Source organism: Streptomyces sp. NPDC051664 (assembly GCF_044453545.1).
In the GTDB taxonomy this organism is placed as follows: domain Bacteria; phylum Actinomycetota; class Actinomycetes; order Streptomycetales; family Streptomycetaceae; genus Streptomyces.
In genome coordinates this window covers 58,633-75,689 of record NZ_JBITCU010000023.1, presented here as the reverse complement: position 1 = coordinate 75,689, position 17,057 = coordinate 58,633, and the positions used below count along the sequence as shown (strand labels likewise).

16 protein-coding genes and 1 pseudogene are annotated in these 17,057 nt (G+C 71.0%); 10 read left to right on the top strand and 7 right to left on the bottom strand.

Translation table 11 applies throughout. The annotated features are described in order from the left end of the window. Positions 1-95 precede the first annotated feature (95 nt). Positions 96-349 (bottom strand): annotated as a pseudogene (locus ACIA8E_RS30760) (Tn3 family transposase); the annotation flags it as partial. 251 nt (positions 350-600) lie between these two features. Here ACIA8E_RS30760 and dhaK point away from each other — a divergent pair. The 3 genes from dhaK to ACIA8E_RS30745 are packed head-to-tail and all read left to right on the top strand — an operon-like array spanning position 601 to position 2,674. Beyond that, positions 601-1,593: a dihydroxyacetone kinase subunit DhaK gene (dhaK, locus tag ACIA8E_RS30755; RefSeq protein ID WP_399302882.1), complete on the top strand. Its 993-nt coding sequence runs from the start codon at positions 601-603 to the stop codon at positions 1,591-1,593. A gap of 50 nt (positions 1,594-1,643) precedes the next feature. Beyond that, complete coding sequence (dhaL, locus tag ACIA8E_RS30750; protein ID WP_399302953.1) at positions 1,644-2,267, top strand: dihydroxyacetone kinase subunit DhaL; 624 nt, start codon at positions 1,644-1,646, stop codon at positions 2,265-2,267. Continuing rightward, entirely contained in the window at positions 2,264-2,674 is a 411-nt protein-coding gene (locus ACIA8E_RS30745; protein WP_267006919.1) for a PTS-dependent dihydroxyacetone kinase phosphotransferase subunit DhaM, read from the top strand. Before dhaL ends, ACIA8E_RS30745 begins: the two co-directional genes overlap by 4 nt. A gap of 97 nt (positions 2,675-2,771) precedes the next feature. Here the strand turns inward: ACIA8E_RS30745 and ACIA8E_RS30740 are convergent, their stop codons facing one another. Continuing rightward, positions 2,772-6,200 (bottom strand): phosphodiester glycosidase family protein, encoded by a 3,429-nt coding sequence (locus tag ACIA8E_RS30740; protein WP_399302879.1) that lies wholly within the window; start codon positions 6,198-6,200, stop codon positions 2,772-2,774. A gap of 222 nt (positions 6,201-6,422) precedes the next feature. Between ACIA8E_RS30740 and ACIA8E_RS30735 the strand changes: the two genes are divergently transcribed. Beyond that, on the top strand, positions 6,423-6,932 hold the full coding sequence (locus ACIA8E_RS30735) for an NUDIX domain-containing protein (protein WP_376509701.1): 510 nt from the start codon (positions 6,423-6,425) through the stop codon (positions 6,930-6,932). Here the strand turns inward: ACIA8E_RS30735 and ACIA8E_RS30730 are convergent. The 3 genes from ACIA8E_RS30730 to ACIA8E_RS30720 form a co-directional block, all read right to left on the bottom strand. Beyond that, on the bottom strand, positions 6,910-7,578 hold the full coding sequence (locus ACIA8E_RS30730; RefSeq protein WP_399302877.1) for an NAD-dependent epimerase/dehydratase family protein: 669 nt from the start codon (positions 7,576-7,578) through the stop codon (positions 6,910-6,912). The two genes, ACIA8E_RS30735 and ACIA8E_RS30730, sit on opposite strands and share 23 nt — an antisense overlap. Positions 7,579-7,626: 48 nt before the next feature. Beyond that, entirely contained in the window at positions 7,627-9,243 is a 1,617-nt protein-coding gene (abc-f, locus tag ACIA8E_RS30725; RefSeq protein WP_399302875.1) for a ribosomal protection-like ABC-F family protein, read from the bottom strand. A 93-nt stretch (positions 9,244-9,336) separates the two neighbouring features. Next, positions 9,337-10,152, bottom strand: coding sequence for an acyl-CoA thioesterase (locus ACIA8E_RS30720; protein WP_399302873.1), 816 nt, complete (start codon positions 10,150-10,152; stop codon positions 9,337-9,339). 457 nt (positions 10,153-10,609) lie between these two features. Here ACIA8E_RS30720 and ACIA8E_RS30715 point away from each other — a divergent pair, with 457 nt between their 5' ends. Then, a complete protein-coding gene (locus ACIA8E_RS30715) occupies positions 10,610-11,404 on the top strand; it encodes an IclR family transcriptional regulator (RefSeq protein ID WP_399302871.1) in 795 nt (264 codons plus the stop codon). A 263-nt stretch (positions 11,405-11,667) separates the two neighbouring features. Continuing rightward, complete coding sequence (locus ACIA8E_RS30710) at positions 11,668-12,534, top strand: alpha/beta fold hydrolase (RefSeq protein ID WP_399302951.1); 867 nt, start codon at positions 11,668-11,670, stop codon at positions 12,532-12,534. Between the two features lie 236 nt (positions 12,535-12,770). Here the strand turns inward: ACIA8E_RS30710 and ACIA8E_RS30705 are convergent, their stop codons facing one another. Further along, complete coding sequence (locus tag ACIA8E_RS30705; protein ID WP_399302869.1) at positions 12,771-13,712, bottom strand: M56 family metallopeptidase; 942 nt, start codon at positions 13,710-13,712, stop codon at positions 12,771-12,773. Further along, the gene (locus tag ACIA8E_RS30700) at positions 13,709-14,041 is read right to left on the bottom strand and encodes a BlaI/MecI/CopY family transcriptional regulator (protein ID WP_399302949.1); all 333 of its coding nucleotides are present in this window, start codon (positions 14,039-14,041) and stop codon (positions 13,709-13,711) included. Before ACIA8E_RS30700 ends, ACIA8E_RS30705 begins: the two co-directional genes overlap by 4 nt. Before the next feature lie 248 nt (positions 14,042-14,289). Here ACIA8E_RS30700 and ACIA8E_RS30695 point away from each other — a divergent pair, with 248 nt between their 5' ends. From ACIA8E_RS30695 to ACIA8E_RS30680, 4 genes are all read left to right on the top strand, one after another. Then, positions 14,290-14,958 (top strand): DedA family protein, encoded by a 669-nt coding sequence (locus ACIA8E_RS30695; protein WP_399302867.1) that lies wholly within the window; start codon positions 14,290-14,292, stop codon positions 14,956-14,958. Next, the gene (locus ACIA8E_RS30690; protein WP_399302865.1) at positions 14,958-15,560 is read left to right on the top strand and encodes a phosphatase PAP2 family protein; all 603 of its coding nucleotides are present in this window, start codon (positions 14,958-14,960) and stop codon (positions 15,558-15,560) included. The genes ACIA8E_RS30695 and ACIA8E_RS30690 overlap by 1 nt, the downstream gene beginning before the upstream one ends. A gap of 17 nt (positions 15,561-15,577) precedes the next feature. After that, positions 15,578-16,285 (top strand): phosphatase PAP2 family protein, encoded by a 708-nt coding sequence (locus ACIA8E_RS30685; RefSeq protein ID WP_399302862.1) that lies wholly within the window; start codon positions 15,578-15,580, stop codon positions 16,283-16,285. Between the two features lie 84 nt (positions 16,286-16,369). Further along, positions 16,370-16,924 carry a cysteine hydrolase family protein gene (locus ACIA8E_RS30680; protein ID WP_399302860.1) on the top strand — a complete coding sequence of 185 codons (555 nt, stop codon included), beginning with the start codon at positions 16,370-16,372 and terminating at the stop codon, positions 16,922-16,924. The last annotated feature ends 133 nt before the right edge of the window (positions 16,925-17,057 follow it).

Sequence of the window (17,057 nt, the reverse complement as noted above, 5' to 3'; positions counted from 1 at the left end):
GACGACCTCTCAAGCAGGGCTGTGGCGTCCGATGATGGGCGGTCTTGCAGGTCGACGAGCGCGACAACCACCCGTGTCCAGACCCCGGGGGTGTCGCCCAGGACGTTGAGGTGCCTGCGACTGAGCGGAGACAGCCGGGCGATGCCCTCATCCCGGATCTCTTGGCTCTCGGCGCGGAGCTGTGCGACGGCGGCGGCGATGTACCGCGCGTTCCGAGCACCACAGCGTTCAGGACCGGGCCCAGCGAGCCGAGCTCGTCTTCGATGCCGTCCCGGCGCGCCTGGTGGATGGAACCGCGCTTGCCGTGGCACACGTCGCGGGCCGGCTTGTGCCGGGTGGCTCGAGAAGTACGTTCACCTCCACCGTGCCCAGGATGACGCTGTCGAGACCCGTGCGTAGCCTCATCCGCCCGTTGATAATGGCACGTAAATGTGCACTCGCAACTCGCGCTCAACGCCATCTCACCTGACAATGCATCAACACCGCACAGAACCGCCCTTCGCCGCCGTGAACCGCCAAGGTCAACGATTCGCACCACATGCCCTGACCTGCAAAAACCCTGCTCAGCAGCTCGCCTGCAAATCTCATCAGGAGGTACCCATGAGGATGCTGATCAACGTCCCGGAGACCGTCGTTGCGGACGCATTGCGCGGTATGGCCGCCGCTCACCCCGAACTGACCGTGGATGTCGACAACCGTGTCGTCATGCGGCGCGACGCTCCCGTGGCCGGAAAGGTGGCGCTCGTCTCCGGGGGCGGGTCCGGGCATGAGCCGTTGCATGCCGGGTTCGTCGGGCCGGGGATGCTCTCCGCCGCCTGTCCCGGTGAAGTGTTCACCTCTCCCGTTCCTGACCAGATGGTGCGCGCCGCCGCCGCGGTCGACAGCGGCGCCGGGGTGTTGTTCGTCGTCAAGAACTACACCGGTGATGTGCTGAACTTCGAGATGGCCGCCGAACTCGCCGAGGACGAGGGCGTGCAGGTCGCCAAGGTGCTCGTCAATGACGACGTGGCGGTGACGGACAGTCTGTTCACGGCGGGGCGGCGCGGGACGGGTGCGACACTGTTCGTCGAGAAGATCGCGGGGGCGGCCGCCGAAGAGGGTGCCCCATTGGAGCGGGTGGAGGCCATCGCCCGGCAGGTGAACGAGGCGTCGCGGAGCTTCGGGGTGGCGCTCAGTTCCGTCACCACGCCCGCCAAGGGCTCCCCCACCTTCGATCTGCCGCCCGGCGAGCTGGAGCTGGGGATCGGGATCCACGGTGAGCCGGGGCGGGAACGACGTCCGATGATGACGTCGCGGGAGATCGCCGACTTCGCGGTGCACGCGGTGCTGGACGATCTGCAGCCGACCTGTCCGGTGCTCGTGCTGGTCAACGGGATGGGGGCGACGCCCCTGCTGGAGCTGTACGGGTTCAATGCCGAGGTGCAGCGAGTGCTGTCCGAGCGGCATGTCTCCGTGGCTCGTACGCTCGTGGGGAACTACGTGACCTCTCTCGACATGGCGGGATGTTCGGTGACGCTGTGCCAGCTCGACGAGGAGCTGCTGCGGCTCTGGGACGCGCCGGTGGAGACACCCGCCCTCCGCTGGGGCCGCTGAGAACGTCCGCCCGTACACGCATGACGATGTTTCAGGGACAAGGAGCTCTTGTGCTGGACGCCGACTTCTTCCGCCGTTGGATGGCCGCAGCCGCAGCCGCGGTTGATCGCGAGGCGGATCACCTCACCGAACTCGACTCGGCGATCGGGGACGCCGATCACGGCAGCAATATGCAGCGCGGATTCGCCGCGGTGACCGCGGTGCTGGAGAAGGAGTCCCCGCAGACGCCGGGGGCCGTACTGATGCTTGCGGGACGGCAGTTGATCTCGACGGTCGGCGGGGCTTCGGGTCCGTTGTACGGGACGCTGCTGCGGCGTACGGGTAAGGCGCTGGGCGATGCGCCCGCGGTGACGGAGGAGCAGCTGGCCGAGGCGTTCGTCGTGGGTGTCGCGGCCGTCGCCCAGCTGGGCGGGGCGCAGCCCGGGGACAAGACCATGCTCGACGCGCTGCTGCCGGGGGCCGCGGCGCTCGGGACGTCGCCCGGAGCGGCCCGGGACGCGGCGGAGGCGGGCGCCGCCGCCACCGTACCGATGCAGGCCCGCAAGGGCAGGGCGAGCTATCTCGGTGAGCGCAGCATCGGGCACCAGGATCCGGGGGCGACGTCCTCGGCACTGCTGATCGCCGCACTTGCCGGGACGAACGGCGCAGGCGCGGAGAACGGGGGCGACGCATGAGCGGGGAGAAGCAGGTCGGGATCGTGCTGGTCTCGCACAGCGGGCCGGTCGCCGAGGCGGTCGCCGAGCTGGCCAGGGGGCTGGCGGCCGGCGGTGCGACGGCGCCGGTGGCCGCGGCCGGTGGCACGCAGACGGGTGGGCTCGGCACCAGTGCGGAGCTGATCGCCGAAGCCGCCCGTTCCGTCGACGGCGGCGTGGGGATCGCCGTGCTGGTCGATCTCGGCAGCGCGGTGCTCACGGTCAAGTCGATGCTGGCCGAGGGCGACGAACTGCCTGACGGGGCACGCCTGGTGGACGCACCGTTCATCGAGGGCGCGGTGGCGGCACTGGTGACCGCGTCGGCGGGCGGCGATCTGGCTGCGGTGGAGGCCGCGGCGTCGGAGGCGTACTCCTACCGCAAGGTGTGAAGGCACGGTGCAAGCAGCGGTCCCGCACCCGGCTCTCCGCGGAGGGCCGGGTGCGGGACCTGTATGTCCACACGTGGGTTGCGGACGGGGCCGTTGGTCAGGCCGCCGAAGCGGCGGCCGCCGCGGCGATGTGGATCTGCGTCCGCTGCGTCGTGCCGTTGACCGTCACCGCGAGGGTGACCGTGCCCGGCCGGAGCGCCGTGAGCGTGCCGGTGACCGGGTCGAAGACCGCCGCGTGCCGCTGGCGGGCGCCGTCCCGGTCGCCGATACGGACGTTCGGGGACCCGGTCCAGTCGGCGGCCAGCGGGAACGCGACCGGAACGCTGCGGGCGCCCTGGGTGACGGTCGCCGTGACCTTCGCGGTGTTCCCGGCAGCGAGGACGGACGGGGCGTCGAGGGCCAGCGCGTCGACATGCGCCCTGGTCTGAACGGAGACCCAGTCGGGCGCGCCCTGCCACGGCTTCTGCCGAGCGGCGGCCTGTTCGCCGCGCGAGACGTGATCCGCGCCGACGAGGGACCAGCCGGTGAAGCCGCCCTCGTCCGCCGGGCCGGCCGGCGCCTTGCCGGAGTTGCCGTTGATCAAATAGGGCACCCCGTCGACGTGCGAGGCATGGAAGACCCCGACATGGCTGCCGATGAACGCGGCTCCCTTGCCCGTCGTACGTCGGAAGTCGGCAAGCCACTGTTCGACCAGTGCCGCCTCCTTGCGGTCTCCCAACTGGCTGCCCTTCTGTACGGTCGGGTCGCGCGGCGGTACGTGTTCGATCAGCATCACCGAGTCGATGTCGCGGTCCTCGGCTGCCGCGTCGAGCTGGGCGCGCAGTTCCTTGATCTGAGCGAAGCCGCCTCCGCGCAGCGTGAGGCCGGAGGTGTCGAGTGTGATGACGCGGGTGCCCTTGTGGTCGAACGTCCGCTGGGCGGGACCGAATTCGGTGATGAAGTTGTCGATCTTCCCGCCCATCACCTCGTGGTTGCCGGGCACGTAGTACCAGGGCAGCGAGTCGCCGAGTTCTTCGGTCAGGATCTGGTGGGCGAAGGCGAGGTCCGCGGGTGATCCCTCGTCGACGAGGTCACCGTTGATGACCAGGAAGTCGGAGTGCGCGGCCTTGATCTCGCGCAGGGTGCGCCGGGCCTGGGCGACGATTGCGCTGTCCGGGTCGCGGGCGACGAACTGGGCGTCGGACATGACCGCGAACTGCCAGTCCCGGTGTTCGGTGACCGCCGCCGGATCGACCAACGGGTCGACGGGAGCCGCTTGTTCGGGCAGGTCGACGGTGGGCGGCACCTGGGCGGTGAGGTCGTCGACGACGATCTCACCGGTGTACTGCTGGGCGGCCGCCGTCTCGGCGAGGTAGAAGCGGTACACGCTGAGCGGCGTGGCCGCGCCCGCCGGTACGGCGAAGGTGACCTGCCGCCAGCCGGTCCAGGTGACGTAGGGCCCGCGGAGCAACTGGTCGGAGCCCGCGGCGTCCTTCAGGTGCAGTGTCGGCCACGCGCCCTTGCCGTCGCCCTTGATCCAGAGCTTGAACGACTGGGGCTGGCCGGGCACGGTGACCTGCTGGGGCGGCGCGGCGTAGGCGGCGCGCGTCGCGGTCGACTGGGTGAAGTCGTAGCTGAGCCTCAGACCGGTACCGGTGTGGCCGTCCGGGGTGGCGGAGAGGGAACCGCTCGCCCGGGCCTGGCTGAACTTCCAGGATCCGGCGTCGTCGAAGTCGGAGACGGCCTGCTCGGTGAGACCGACGCTGACCGCGAGGGCGGTGGTGGTGCCCGCGACGGTCGCCTTGATCTGCCCGGCGCCGTTGCCGGTGCGTGAGATGACGGTGAAGTTGCCCTGGCTGTCGTCGCGGACGTCGAAGAGGGCGTGGTCGTAGTCGAGGGTGACGTCGCGCGGTTCGACGGGGGCGCTGGTGCCGTGCGGGTCGAGTCCGACGATGCCGAAGGTGCCGATGGCTTCGGCGTCCGCGAGGCCCACCCGCCGGGTGGTCGGCTCGATCCGGGCCAGCTTGTCGAGGACGGTCAGCGTGGTGCTGCCGTGGGCGGTTCCGCGTTCGGCGCGGACGTCCGTGGTGCCGCTGTGGCGCGCGGTGAAGAGGCCGTTGCCGTCGACCGTTCCGGTGTCGCCACGGGTGGTGCGCCAGCGTGGGGTGCCGGTGGCGGGGCCGTACGTCTCGTCGTATCCGGTCGCGGTCAGGCGCCGGGTGAGCCCGGGGAAGACCCGCTCGGGGTGGCCGCCCTTGACCGGGTCCACTCCCGGTGCGGAACCGGCCGGTGTGCGGGTGTCGACCCAGAAGCCGTCGAGGCGGCCGCTGCCGTCGGGGGCGGTGAGTGCGAGACCGTTGGGTACGGTGCGTTCGGTGCCGTCGGAGGGGCTGTTCTCCACCTGGAGCGCGTCGCTGCCGGGCCGGCGCGCGACGAGGGTGGAGGAGCCGCCGCCGTCCAGGTTCAGTGCGCTGTACGAGCCGGCGCGCCGCATCATCAGGCCGAGTTCGGTGAGAGTGACGCCACCGCTGTCGGCCTGCCGGCCGTCGATGGTGAGGATCTGCATCGTGCGGCCGTCCTGGGAGAAGCCGACGGCGGTGCGGGGCGCGGCGGTGTTGTTGCCCTCGCCGTCGTGGTTCTGGGCGACGCCGTCGACGACGAGGAGTTCCCGGCCGCCGACCGCGGTGCGCGGTACGGGGCCGCCGTCGGTGCGTGCCCGGTAGGTCAGCGACACGGGGTCGCCGGGCTGGAGCGCCTTGATCGCGTCGGCTCCGGCCTCGCGGCCGACGAGGATCGTGGTGTCGTCGGGGACGGCTCCCGAGCCGGGGGTGGGGGACACGGACACGACCTTGCCGTCCCGTACCACCGCCTCGGCGACCGGTGTCGCGTTGTCCACGGTCAGTGCGCGGTCGGCGGTTCCCCAGGCCGAGGTGTACGCGCCCACTCCCCCGGCCGGCACATTGGCGGCGTTGTACGCGGCGAGCTGCTGCTGCCCGGACGGCACGGTGAGCGTGCCCTCGAAGTACAGGTTCAGGATGCGGCCCGCGCTGTCGGGGCCGATGCCGACGGCCCGGTCGACTCCGGGGGCCGGGGACTGGACGGTCGCGCCGTCCTTGATACCGACGCCCTCGGGAGCACCGGTCTGGTTGATGTCGAAGAAGTCGGCGTTGATCGCGGCGACGGTCCGGCGGCCGGGGCCCGCGTCGTGTCCGGCGGCAAGCTCGGAGACCGTACGCCGGTCGGACACCTTGCCGGTGGAGAGGTAGTCGGCCTGTGCGCCGCTGCCGTCGAGGTCGACGGAGAGGGAGTCGACCCGCAGCCACTTGTCCGACTCGAGCCGGTCGTAGGAGCTGAGGCGGATGCCGGGGGCGATCGGGCGGGATGTACGGGCCGTCTCGATGCCGTCGCCGTCCACGACGGATCGGGGCGTTCCGACGGCGTTGCTCGCGGCCGGTGGCGCGACGGGTCTGAGGACCTCGGCGGAGTTACGGGGACGGGGGTCGGGGGTCGAATCGGCGACGGCGGGGGCAATGGCTCCCACCGTCATCGCGGACACCGTCGCAAGCAGTACGAGGGGTCGCGTTGCTCTGCCGACTATGCCAGGTCCCACAGATCCTCCTGGAATGGCGGTGGTTGGGCGGGCAGTAAGCGCTGTCGGCGGACAGCATGGCCGCGCGTACCGCCCCGCACCAGGGGGCCTCGGGAACCTCGGGGGAAACAGGGTGCGGCGACTCGATGACACACGTGATCATTGGGGAGACTTGACGGTATGTCGTCTCAGAAGCGCAGTGCGGGTCTTCTGCTGTTCCGGTCCACGGACGGGGGCGCCGGGTTCGAGGTGTTCATCGGGCACATGGGCGGCCCGTTCTGGGCGAGGCGCGAGGCGGCGGCGTGGTCGGTCCCCAAGGGCGAGTACGGCCCCGATGAGGAACCCGAGGCCGCTGCCCGTCGGGAGTTCGAGGAGGAGTTCGGCCATCCGGCACCGGACGGTGTGTGGGTGCCGCTCGGTGAGTCCCGTCAGACCGGTGGCAAGTCGGTGGTCGTGTGGGCGATGGAGGCCGATGTCGATCCGGCGCGTGCCGAGCCCGGGACGTTCACCATGGAGTGGCCCCGAGGGTCCGGCGTGCAGAAGGAGTTCCCGGAGATCGACCGGTTCGCCTGGTGCACGCCGGATGAGGCGGCGGAACGTCTCGTCGCGGGCCAGCGGGTCTTCGTCGAACGGCTGGCGGAACACGTCCGGGACGGACGCCGAGAGGCTATGCGCCGGCCGCGCGGTTGATCTCCTGGCTGTGCAGGATGTGTTCGCCGGAGCCTTGCCGGCCGACGGCGGCGATCATGGCGCGCCCCATGTTGTCGGTGGTCGTCACATGGTTCGGCACGATCCGCCGGAGCACCGGGTACAGCCAGGAGACACCGCGGTACATCCAGCGGTACAAGGCGGTCTTCGACGTCGCGCCGTGCAGCGGCTGGATGTAGCCCGGCCGGAACATGTACGCGTGGAAGTCCATCGCCAGGAGCTCGTTCTCGGTGCGCCCCTTGACCCGCGCCCACGCGGTGCGGCCCTTCTCGCTCGTGTCCGTGCCTTCCCCGGACACGTAGGTGAAGGTCAGCCCCGGGTTGAGGGCGGCGACCGCCCGCGCGGCGGCCAGGGTGTACGTGTACGTGATGCGGGAGTACTCCTCCTCGCTCAGACCGGCCGAGGTGACGCCGAGGCAGAAGAAGCACGCGTCGAGGCCGGTGAGTTCGGCGTCGATCTCGGAGAAGTCCGTGAAGTCGCGGTGGACGACCTCACGGACCTTGGGGTGCCGCACGCCTGTCGGCGTACGGCCGACGATCAGGACGCTCTCGACCCGGTCGTCGAGCAGGCAGACCCGCAGTACGCCTTGGCCCACCATCCCGGTGGCGCCGAAAATGATCACTCTCACAGCAGCTGCTCCGGGGGCTCGTCTCGCGTCGGTCGTGCCGCTCGAACTCTACGTGCGGGTCCCGGCGACCGGTCGTCCGGCACGGAGCTCCAGTCCGTCGCCGGCGAACCTGCTGCGGAAGCCGCGGTCGTGGGACACCACGACCACCGCTCCCGTGTACTGCGCCAGTGCAGCCTCCAGTTCCTCCACCAGGTCGAGCGCGATGTGGTTCGTCGGCTCGTCCAGCACCAGCAGATCGGCCGGGCGGGTGACCAGCCGGGCGATGGCGAGCCGTCGTTGCTGACCGACGGAGAGGGCGGCGACGGGCACCATCAGGTCCTCCGGCCGGAACAGGCCCAGGGCGAGCAGGTGTTCCGACCAGGTTTCGGGGTGGCCGGGACGCCCGGCGGCGAAGGTCGCGAGGAGCGTACGGCGGGTCGGCCTGGCGGGAAGTTCCTGCGGGAGGTAGCCGATCCTGGCCCGACGTCGGACCGTGCCGCTGTCGGGGCGGAGGTCTCCGGCCAGGACCCGCAGCAGAGTGGTCCTCCCGGCGCCGTTGGGGCCGGTGACCAGCAGTCGCTGTCCCGGAGTCACCTGCCAGGCGGGCAGGTCGAGCCGGTCGCCGACCATGATGGAGTCGAGTTCGGCGAGCGGTCCCTGGTGCGGTTCGCCGTCCGCCGCCACGGTCGGTTCGGCGGTGAAGCGCAGCGGTCGGGGCGGGGCGGGCACGGGTGACCGCCGCAGCTCGTCCAGTCGGGTTCTGGCCGCAGCGACCTGTCCGGACAGCTTGGCCTCGTGCGAGCGGCGGTGCTTGCCCCAGCCCTCGTGGGGGTCCTTTCCGGTGCCGGCCAGCCGTCGGCCCACCGCGTCGGCGAGTTCCTGGGTACGGGTCAGCTCGTGCAGCCATGCCTGGTGGTCCTGGGCACAGCAGCGGCGGCCGGCGGCCTTCCCGCTGCGGTAGCCGTCCCAGCCGCCCCCGTAGCGGACGACGCTGCGCAGATCCCGGTCGACCTCCAGGATCACGGTGGTGGTGCGCTCCAGGAAGGCCCGGTCGTGGGTGATGACGACGAGGGTTCCGCGGTGGGCGCGCAGGTGGTCCTCCAGCCAGTTGGTGGCATGGAGGTCGAGGTGGTTGGTGGGCTCGTCGAGCAGCAGCAGTTCGGGGGCGGAGGCCAGCACGCAGGCGAGTGCGAGCCTGGACTGTTCGCCGCCGGACAGGGTGCCGAGGGAGCGGTCACGGCTGAGGTGGCCGATCCCGAGCCCGTGCAGCGCGGCGTCGGCCCGGACATCGGCCCGGTAGCCGTCGCGATCCTCATAAGCTGTCAACAGATCGCCGTATGCAGCGAGTTCGGCCTCGGCCGGGGTCTCGGACCTGGCCAGCGCGGCTTCCGCGGTGCGGATCCGCTGTTCCAGTTCACGCAGTTCTGCGAGTGCCGCGTCGACGGCGTCCTGCACGGTGTGGGCGGCGCCGAGCGCGGGGGTCTGGGAGAGATGGCCGATGCCGGCGTGGAACCGGACGGTGACGTCGCCGGTGTCCGGCTTCTCGGCCCCGGCCATCAGCCGGAGCAGGGTGGACTTCCCGGAGCCGTTCTCACCGATCACGCCCACGCGGTCGCCGGGGCGGACGGTGAGCGACACCCGGTCGAGAACGGTTCGGTCTCCGTACGCCTTGGAGACGTCCTTCATGGTCAGTCGGGCGCGATCGTCCGGCCTGCGGTGCTGATGGGCTTCACGGTGGTGACGACGGCGTGTGGGGGTGGCGCGGGGGGCGGTTCCCGGTCAGTCCGCGTGCGCGTCCCGGGCGCCATTGCGTACGGCGCGTGCCTGGCGGGCGAGGGCGAGCAGCCGCCCGGCGGTGGACCAGATGGCACTGTCGTCGATGACCCAGCCGCTGCCGGCGTGCTCGGTACGGATCCGGACCAGAGCCCACCCCTCGGCTGGTGCGACGTCCAGAGCGTCCGTGAAATGAACGGTCATCTCCGCGGTCGGCACCGGGCGAGGAGCGGTCCACAGAGCGAACAGCGCGGGCGGCAGGGCATCAGCGAGGACCACCAGCCTCTCCGCGTCCAGCGACCTGCGGTCGATGAAGCGCATCCAGGCAAGGAGTTCGGCCCGTTCTCCGCCGCCGAGCGGGCGGGCATCGGTGGCCGGGCGAATGTCCAGGTGGGCGGCGAAGGCTGCCAGGTCGCGCGGCAGGGTGAGCGGCGGGCACGCGCCGGGGCCCGGCACGGCAGGTGCGGTCAGATCGCCGTAAGCGGGACCGGCTCCTCCCCGTCCGAACACGGCCGAGCCGGTCAGCACCGTCGCACCGTCCTGCACCGCGGTGACCGAGGACATCGATGTGCGGCGGCCTTCGCGCAGGGCGGTGGCCGTGAAGCGCAGCGGACGTTCGTCCACGGGGGCCAGGAAGTGTGCGCCGAGGGTGCGGACCGGGGGGTGTTCCCCCGTCCTTCCGGTCAGGTCGTCCCGCATGGCAGTGAGGGCGAGGGCTGCCACGTACCCGCCTTGGGCACCGTCCCAGGACCGCCACGAGGGGGTGATGCGGACGGCGCCGTCGCTTGCGAGCCGGGTGGACACGTCGGTGATGGGGGTCATGGTGGTGTCCTTTTCGGGAGGTGATGAATGAACTCTCCGCCGAGCGGCCCGCAGGTGCACGGTGCAGTCGGAATTTCCGTACTGCGCGCACGAGAATGGATCGCGAATTCAGAAATGCCGGATCCGCTCTCACGGTGCGCAGCCGTCGTGGCGCGAACCGGGATCCGGGCGCGTGTTTCCCAGGAGGTGGCCCGAGACGCGCACGCCGGTACTGTTCCGGCTCGGGCATCGACACCGGCAGGCCGATGCAATGTTCCGCCGCTCCGATGCACACGTGCGATCCTCATGGGAGGGAGGTGCGCACCGTCCCCGCCGATCTCCTGCGACGCATTCGTCGGTGACCGGACGGACTGAGAACGGCGGCTCGTCCGGCTCGACGGATCGAGAATGGCGGCGGCTCCGGCGCGACGCATCCGCCGGGGCCGGCCAATCAGTGCCTGACACGGAGGAGCGTGGCATGTCGACGCTCGCAAAAATCGGTCGATTGCTGGATCTTTTCACTGCCGCGGCGCCGGAGTGGGGAGTGAGCGAAGTAGCCGCCTCACTGGGCATTCCTCGGTCCACCGCTCACTCTCTGCTCACCGGGCTCACGGAGATGGGGCTGCTGCAGGTTCGGCGTCGCGGCCGGTACGAACTGGGATGGCGGGCATTTGAACTGGGGGAAGTGCAACGTTCGTCCTCCGCCCTGATCCCTGCGGCACGCCCCGTCATGGAGGCTTACGTCCGTCGACTCGGGGAAACCATCTGTCTGGGCGTCTTCCTGCGTGACTGCGTGATGTTCATCGACAAGGCCGTGGGTGACGAACCCTTGTCGGTGATCGGGCCACGCTTGGGTGCCCGGTACGAGGCTCATGACTTTGCCTCCGGCCGGCTCCTGCTCGCCGACCGCCCACCGGCAGCGACGGAGCAGCAGTTGCGTGCACGGCCACTGCGCAGTCGGACCACTCGCGCGCTGGTTGACGTCGATGACCTGATGCGGCAGTTGGAGGACATCCGACGTAACGGGGTCTCTTTGGACCACGGCGAGGCCGTCCAGGACGTCGGATGCGCCGCAACGGGCATTCGCGGTCCCCACGGAGAGGTGATTGCCTCCCTCAGCATCAGCGCTCCCATGCGCCGCTTCACCCAGCACGAACCCCAACTCGTCGTCGCGATGCGGGGAGCTGCCGTACAGGTCGCGGAGCGATTGCGGGCAGCGGAGCACCCTGCCGGGTGGCGCGCACAGGATGCAGCGGCGGCACCGCCGGCGTGACCGGCCGAGCAGGCGGAACACAGCCCCCGTCGTTACCCCATGCCGGCCCGAACTCGATTTGCTCGGCGTCCCATGATGGGTTCGGAATGCAGACTCATTCCCGGGGCGCAGCGTTCCTGGTTCAGCTCCTGACACGGATCCGGCATTTCTGAATTCACGATCGATTCTCGTGCGAGTAGTACGGGAATTCCGACTACCCCGTGCACCGGCAGGCTGCTCGGCGGAGAGTCCATTCATCACCTCCCGAACAGGACACCACCACCATGAGCTCTCCCTCCGTCGTCGCTCCGGACCAGTTCGCCGCAGTGAGCGGCACTCACCTCGCTTTTCGCAGTCTCGGCCCAGCAGACGGCGTTCCCCTTGTCCTGCTGAGCCGGTTCCGCGGCACGATGGACGACTGGGATCCGTTGTTCGTCGATGCCCTGACCGAGGCACGACCCGTGATCCTGTTCGACAACGCAGGCATCGGAAGGTCTGGCGGTCAAACACCCAGCACCGTCACGGAGATGGCGGCGACTGCGGCAGCCTTCATCGCGACGGTTGTCGACACACCTGTCGACGTGCTCGGCTTCTCGCTGGGTGGATACATCGCCCAGCGCCTGACCCTGGCGCATCCCGAGCTGGTCAGACGGCTGGTACTGGCGGGAACCGGCCCGGGCGCCGGCGAGGGCATTCTGCCTTCGAAGCCCCAGGTCGCGCCCCTGAGGTCAGCGCCGCAGATGGACTGGGCCGTACTGCGTGCGTTGTTCTTCACCCAGTCCACCACCGGACTGAGCGCCGCCAGGGAAGTGTGGGAGCGCACGCATCAGCGTCCGAACCGCGAGCCGGAGGTGCCGCGGGAGTCTTACGAACGACAGATCGAAGCTATCGCACACTGGTCGTCGACCGGCGGTGACGCCGCCTACGGAGAGTTGGGGCTTCTCACCCTTCCGGTACTCGTCGCCAATGGCCACGACGACGTCATGATTCCCACAGTCAATTCATTCATCATGTCCCAGCTGCTCCCCAACGCCGAGCTGGCGATCTACCCGGACTCCGGGCACGGCTTCCTCTTCCAGTACGCGAAAATTTTCGCGCGCGCGTCCAACGCATTCCTCGGCCGCCCCAAGACGGCGGACGCTGCTTCATGATGCGGCCCCTCCGGGTGGCTCAGGGGCCCACGGCCACAGCTGCGCCGCGCCGCTGGCCGCGCACCTCGGGCCGGCCGTGGTTTCGATGTCCGAGCCCTCCTACGAGGGAACGTGCCTGATATGGAACGGTGCCGTGCACGGCCGGCCGGCCCTCGCAGTCTCCCCAGCAGTCGGCGAGCAATTGCCCCGGCCACAACGGTCGGCGCTCGCAGGAAAGGCACCCGCGCCGTGCGGTCTCAGCGCTGCGGGCTCTCGCCCTGCGCCACCTCGATGCTGCTGTGCAGATCATGTGTCGCGTCGAGCGCGGCCGCTCCGGACAGGGCCAGGCACGCCAGCAGTGCCGCCGCGGCCGCACGGCCGACACACGGTCGGCTAGTCGCCCGGCCGAGCAGCGCCTCGACCCGGCGCGGTACCGGCCCCGCCGTTGCGGCGAGCGCCACGCGGGGACGGCCCTCGGCTCCTTCGGCAGTGCGTGCGGCGAGCGCGGCTCGGCCGATCGCGCGCGCCGCGACCCGCCGGTCGCCGACCGCCGCGGCCGCCGCCTCGTCGGCGCAGCGCTCCAGCGCGTAGCCCATGGGTGCGCGCAGGGAGCGCAGCGCGGGGTGGCAGAGGGCGGCCAGTTCGGCTGCGGCGAGGAAGAGGTGGTGGCGACCCGCGAGGTGGGCGCGCTCGTGTGCGAGGAGGGCGTCGCGTTCGGCGGGGTCCAGGGCACGCAGCATTCCGGTGGTGACGACGATCCGGCCGGGACTGCCCGGGAGTCCGGGCAGCGCATAGGCGTCGGGGCGGCTGTCGCGCACAACAGCCAGTTCACCGTCCGAGCCGTCGGCCGGCACGGCTGCGCGATGCAGCTCCGCCCAGTGGCGGCGGGCGGTACGGACGACTGCGACGGTGCACCCGGCCAGCAGGGCGACTGCGGCGGCCGCGAGCGGGACGGTCACGTCGGGTGCGGCGTCGGCGAGCGGCTTCACGAGTTCGCCGACCGCGGCCACGGCGGAGAGCCGGGTCGCGCCGGGCACCACGAGCAGCAGCAGGGCGAGCGTGCTGAACAGAGCGAGGCCGACGGCCGTCGAGGCGAGCAGCCGCACGGCGCGCACGGGTGACAGGGCATCCGCCAGGCGGCGGGCCGCGGGGACCGCGACGAACGGCATCAGCAGCGGAACCCACACGGCGTAGATCATCGGGCGTCTCCGTCGAGCAGCTCCCTGAGCAGCTGCTCGTCCTCGTCGGTGAGCTGCGAGACGAATCGGGCCAGCACGGTGCTGCGGTCCTCCTCCTTCTGCAGTTCGCTGTGCATCCGGCGGGCGGTGAGGCCGGGCGCGTCCTCGGTGGGGGTGTACGCGAAGCCGCGCCCCGAACGGGTGCGGGTGACCGTGCCCTTCTCGTACAGCCTGGTCAGGATCGTGGTGACGGTGGTGCGGGCCAGGGGTGCGCCGAGGGCGCCCTGCACCTGACCGGGGGAGAGCGGGGCGTCGGCCGCCCAGAGGGCCGCCAGGACGGTGGATTCCAGCTCCCCGGCCGGCCGTCGCTCCGCACTCGGCGCCGCACCGGACTCCGGGCCCGGCCCGCCGTGCGGTCGAGGGCTTGTCTCACCGGGCCCGAGCGGGTCCGGATCCCCGCTCGATATCCCCTGCGCCTGGGACATGGGAACTCTCCTCCCGCTTCGGGCGTCTACAGTGATGTAGACCGTCTACATCACTGTAGTCAGTCGGGCGTCCCGCCGGACCGCCCGCTCACCATTATGGGAGGCCTTCCGCCGTGTCCGTATCCTCACTGGTGGCCGCGCCGCAAGCGGTGAACCTGCTGGACGCGGGGTCACTGCTCGCCGCCTTCGGCGTACTCGGCATCGCGGCCGTGCTGTTCGCCGAGACAGGGCTGCTCGTCGGCTTCTTCCTCCCCGGCGACTCCCTGCTGTTCACCGCGGGACTGCTCAGCGTGCCCGGCACAGACGGCCCGGTCCATCTCGCCCTGTCCCAGGTGCTCATCGCTTCCGTGATCGGCGCGCTGCTCGGCGCACAGACCGGCTACTGGATCGGGCGCCGCGGCGGCCGCGCTCTGCTGGCCCGGAGCCGGGCCAAGAGGCTGCACGAGGGCGCGAACCGCGCGGAGGAGCTGCTCGACAGATACGGCCATGCGCGGGCGATCGTGCTGGCCCGCTTCGTCCCCGTGGTGCGTACGGTGCTCAACCCTCTGGCCGGGGCGCTCAACGTGCCGGCCAGGCAGTTCACGCTCTGGCAGATCGTCGGCGGAGCGATCTGGACGGTCGGGCTGGTGCTCGCGGGCTACGGGCTGGGGTCATCGGTGCCCAATGTCGACCACTATCTCCTGCCGATCGTCGCCGTCGTGGTCGTCGTCTCCCTCATCCCCCTCGCTGCCGAGCTGCTGCGCTCGCGCAGCCGGCGGGCCGTCGAAGGAGACCGGAGCTGATGCTGCTCGCCTCGGCCGCCACCTCGCTCGACGGTGGCCTATACACCTCGATCACCGAGCTCGCCCGGCGCTCCCCCGCCGCGCTGGACTCCACGATCCACGCCTGGTCGGACTACGGTCTCGGGCTCTACGCCCTGCTGATGCTCGCAGTCTGGTGGCGGTCCCGCTCCTGGGACCCGGCCCGCGCGGCCGTGGCACTCTGTGCGCCCCTGATCGTGGTGGCCGCCTACGGGGCCAACGATCTGCTGAAGCTCGCCGTCCACGAACAGCGGCCGTGCCGGACCCTGCATGCAGTCACCGTGGAGGTATGCCCGCCGCTCGGCGACTGGTCCTTCCCCAGCAACCACGCCGCCATCGCGGCAGCCGCAACGATCGCGATCCTGCTGACCGACCGTCGGCTCGGTGCGGTCGCCGTCCCTGCGGCTCTGCTGATGGCGGTGTCACGGGTCTGGATCGGTGTGCACTATCCGCACGATGTGCTCATCGGGCTGGTCACCGGCGCACTCGTGGCCCTGCCGCTGACGGTCGCCGCCCGGCGCTGCGCTCCGGCCGTCGCACGGCTGCGCGGCAGCCGGCTGCGTCCGCTGGTGGCGGCGCGGTGACCGGGGAGACCTCAGCCATGGAGCAGACCCGTTTCGCCGAGGGCCCGGTCGCACCCCGCATCCGTACGGCGCTCGGGGCCGTACTGATCGGGGTCGTCGGACTCCTGGGCCTGACGGCGGTGGTCCTCACAGCCCGGCACGGGTCCGTCCTGCCGATCGACCGGGCCGCACACACCTGGTCCCTGCACCATCGGCCCGCCGCTCTCGTCACCGTGGCCGGGGTTGTCACGGCGACGGGTACCGGCGTGTTCCCGTACGCCGCCGCCGTGGCCGCCGGGCTGACAGCCGGCCGGGACATACGCCACCGCCTGGCGTACGCGGCAGGCGCCCTGACCTTCCTGCTGCTCGGGCAGGCACTGCGCTTCGGCCTGATGGAAGCGATCGGGCGCCCCCGCCCGGCGGTGGGCGACTGGGCGACGCACGCCTCGGGCTTCGCATTCCCGTCCGGGCACGCGACGACATCCGCGCTGATGGCGGGTCTGCTGGTGGCGGCGATCGGTCACCGGGCACGGCTGCGCCGGGCCCGTGGCGCCGCCTCCGGCAGAAGCACCGGCGCCGTAGCCGTCCTGCTCGGCTGCTGGGCCGCAGCCGTCGGAATGAGCCGGGTTCTGCTCGGAGTGCACTGGGCGACGGATGTGGTGGCCGGATGGCTGTTCGCCGCCGTCTGGCTGGGGCTCGGCGCCGCGCTGATACGAATACGCACGGCCCCGCCGGCATCCCGCTGACGGCCGGACGCACCGGGGCGGGTCCACGTGGGCCGTTTCTCCGGGATCACCTCGTTGCCTGGAGGAGGCCGCTACCGTGGGCCCATGCCGCACGCCTCCGCGCTCCTCGTGATCGACATGCAGAACACCTTGGTGGCCATCGCGTACCGGGCCGCGGAGACCGTCGCCGTGATCGCCGGGCTTCGCGAACGCGCCGGAGCCGCCGGCGTGCCGATCGTGACGATTCAGCACCGGGGCAACGGGATGGAGGCCGGCACCGAGGGCTGGCAGATCGTGCCCGAACTCGAGCCCGCCGCCGACGAGGCGGTCGTCCACAAGACCAGCGCGGACAGCTTCCTGGACACCGGCCTCGACAAGACCCTCGAGGCGCTGGGAGTCACCGAGGTGGTCGTCACCGGGTTCGCGACCGAGATCTGCGTGGACACCACGGCGCGGCAGGCGCTGAGCCACCGGTACGACGTGGTGCTGGTCGCCGACGGGCACACCACGTCCGTCCGCCCCGACTCCGGCGACTACGTCCTGCCGGGGCAGTCGATCGCGCACCACAACGAGATCTACCGGCACATCGACTTCCCCGGACGGAACATTCGCGTGCTGCCCGCGTCCGAAGTGGAGTTCGCCGCCGCTCCAGTGCTCTGAGCCGGGACGGATCTGTGGACGCCTCACGGTGGCTCAGAACGCCGGCGGCGAGCTCGTTCCTCTGCATCAACGGGAGTGGAAGACCCCACCGAGATCGGTGGCGACCACCCGGATGGGGACGAGGGGAGGCCGG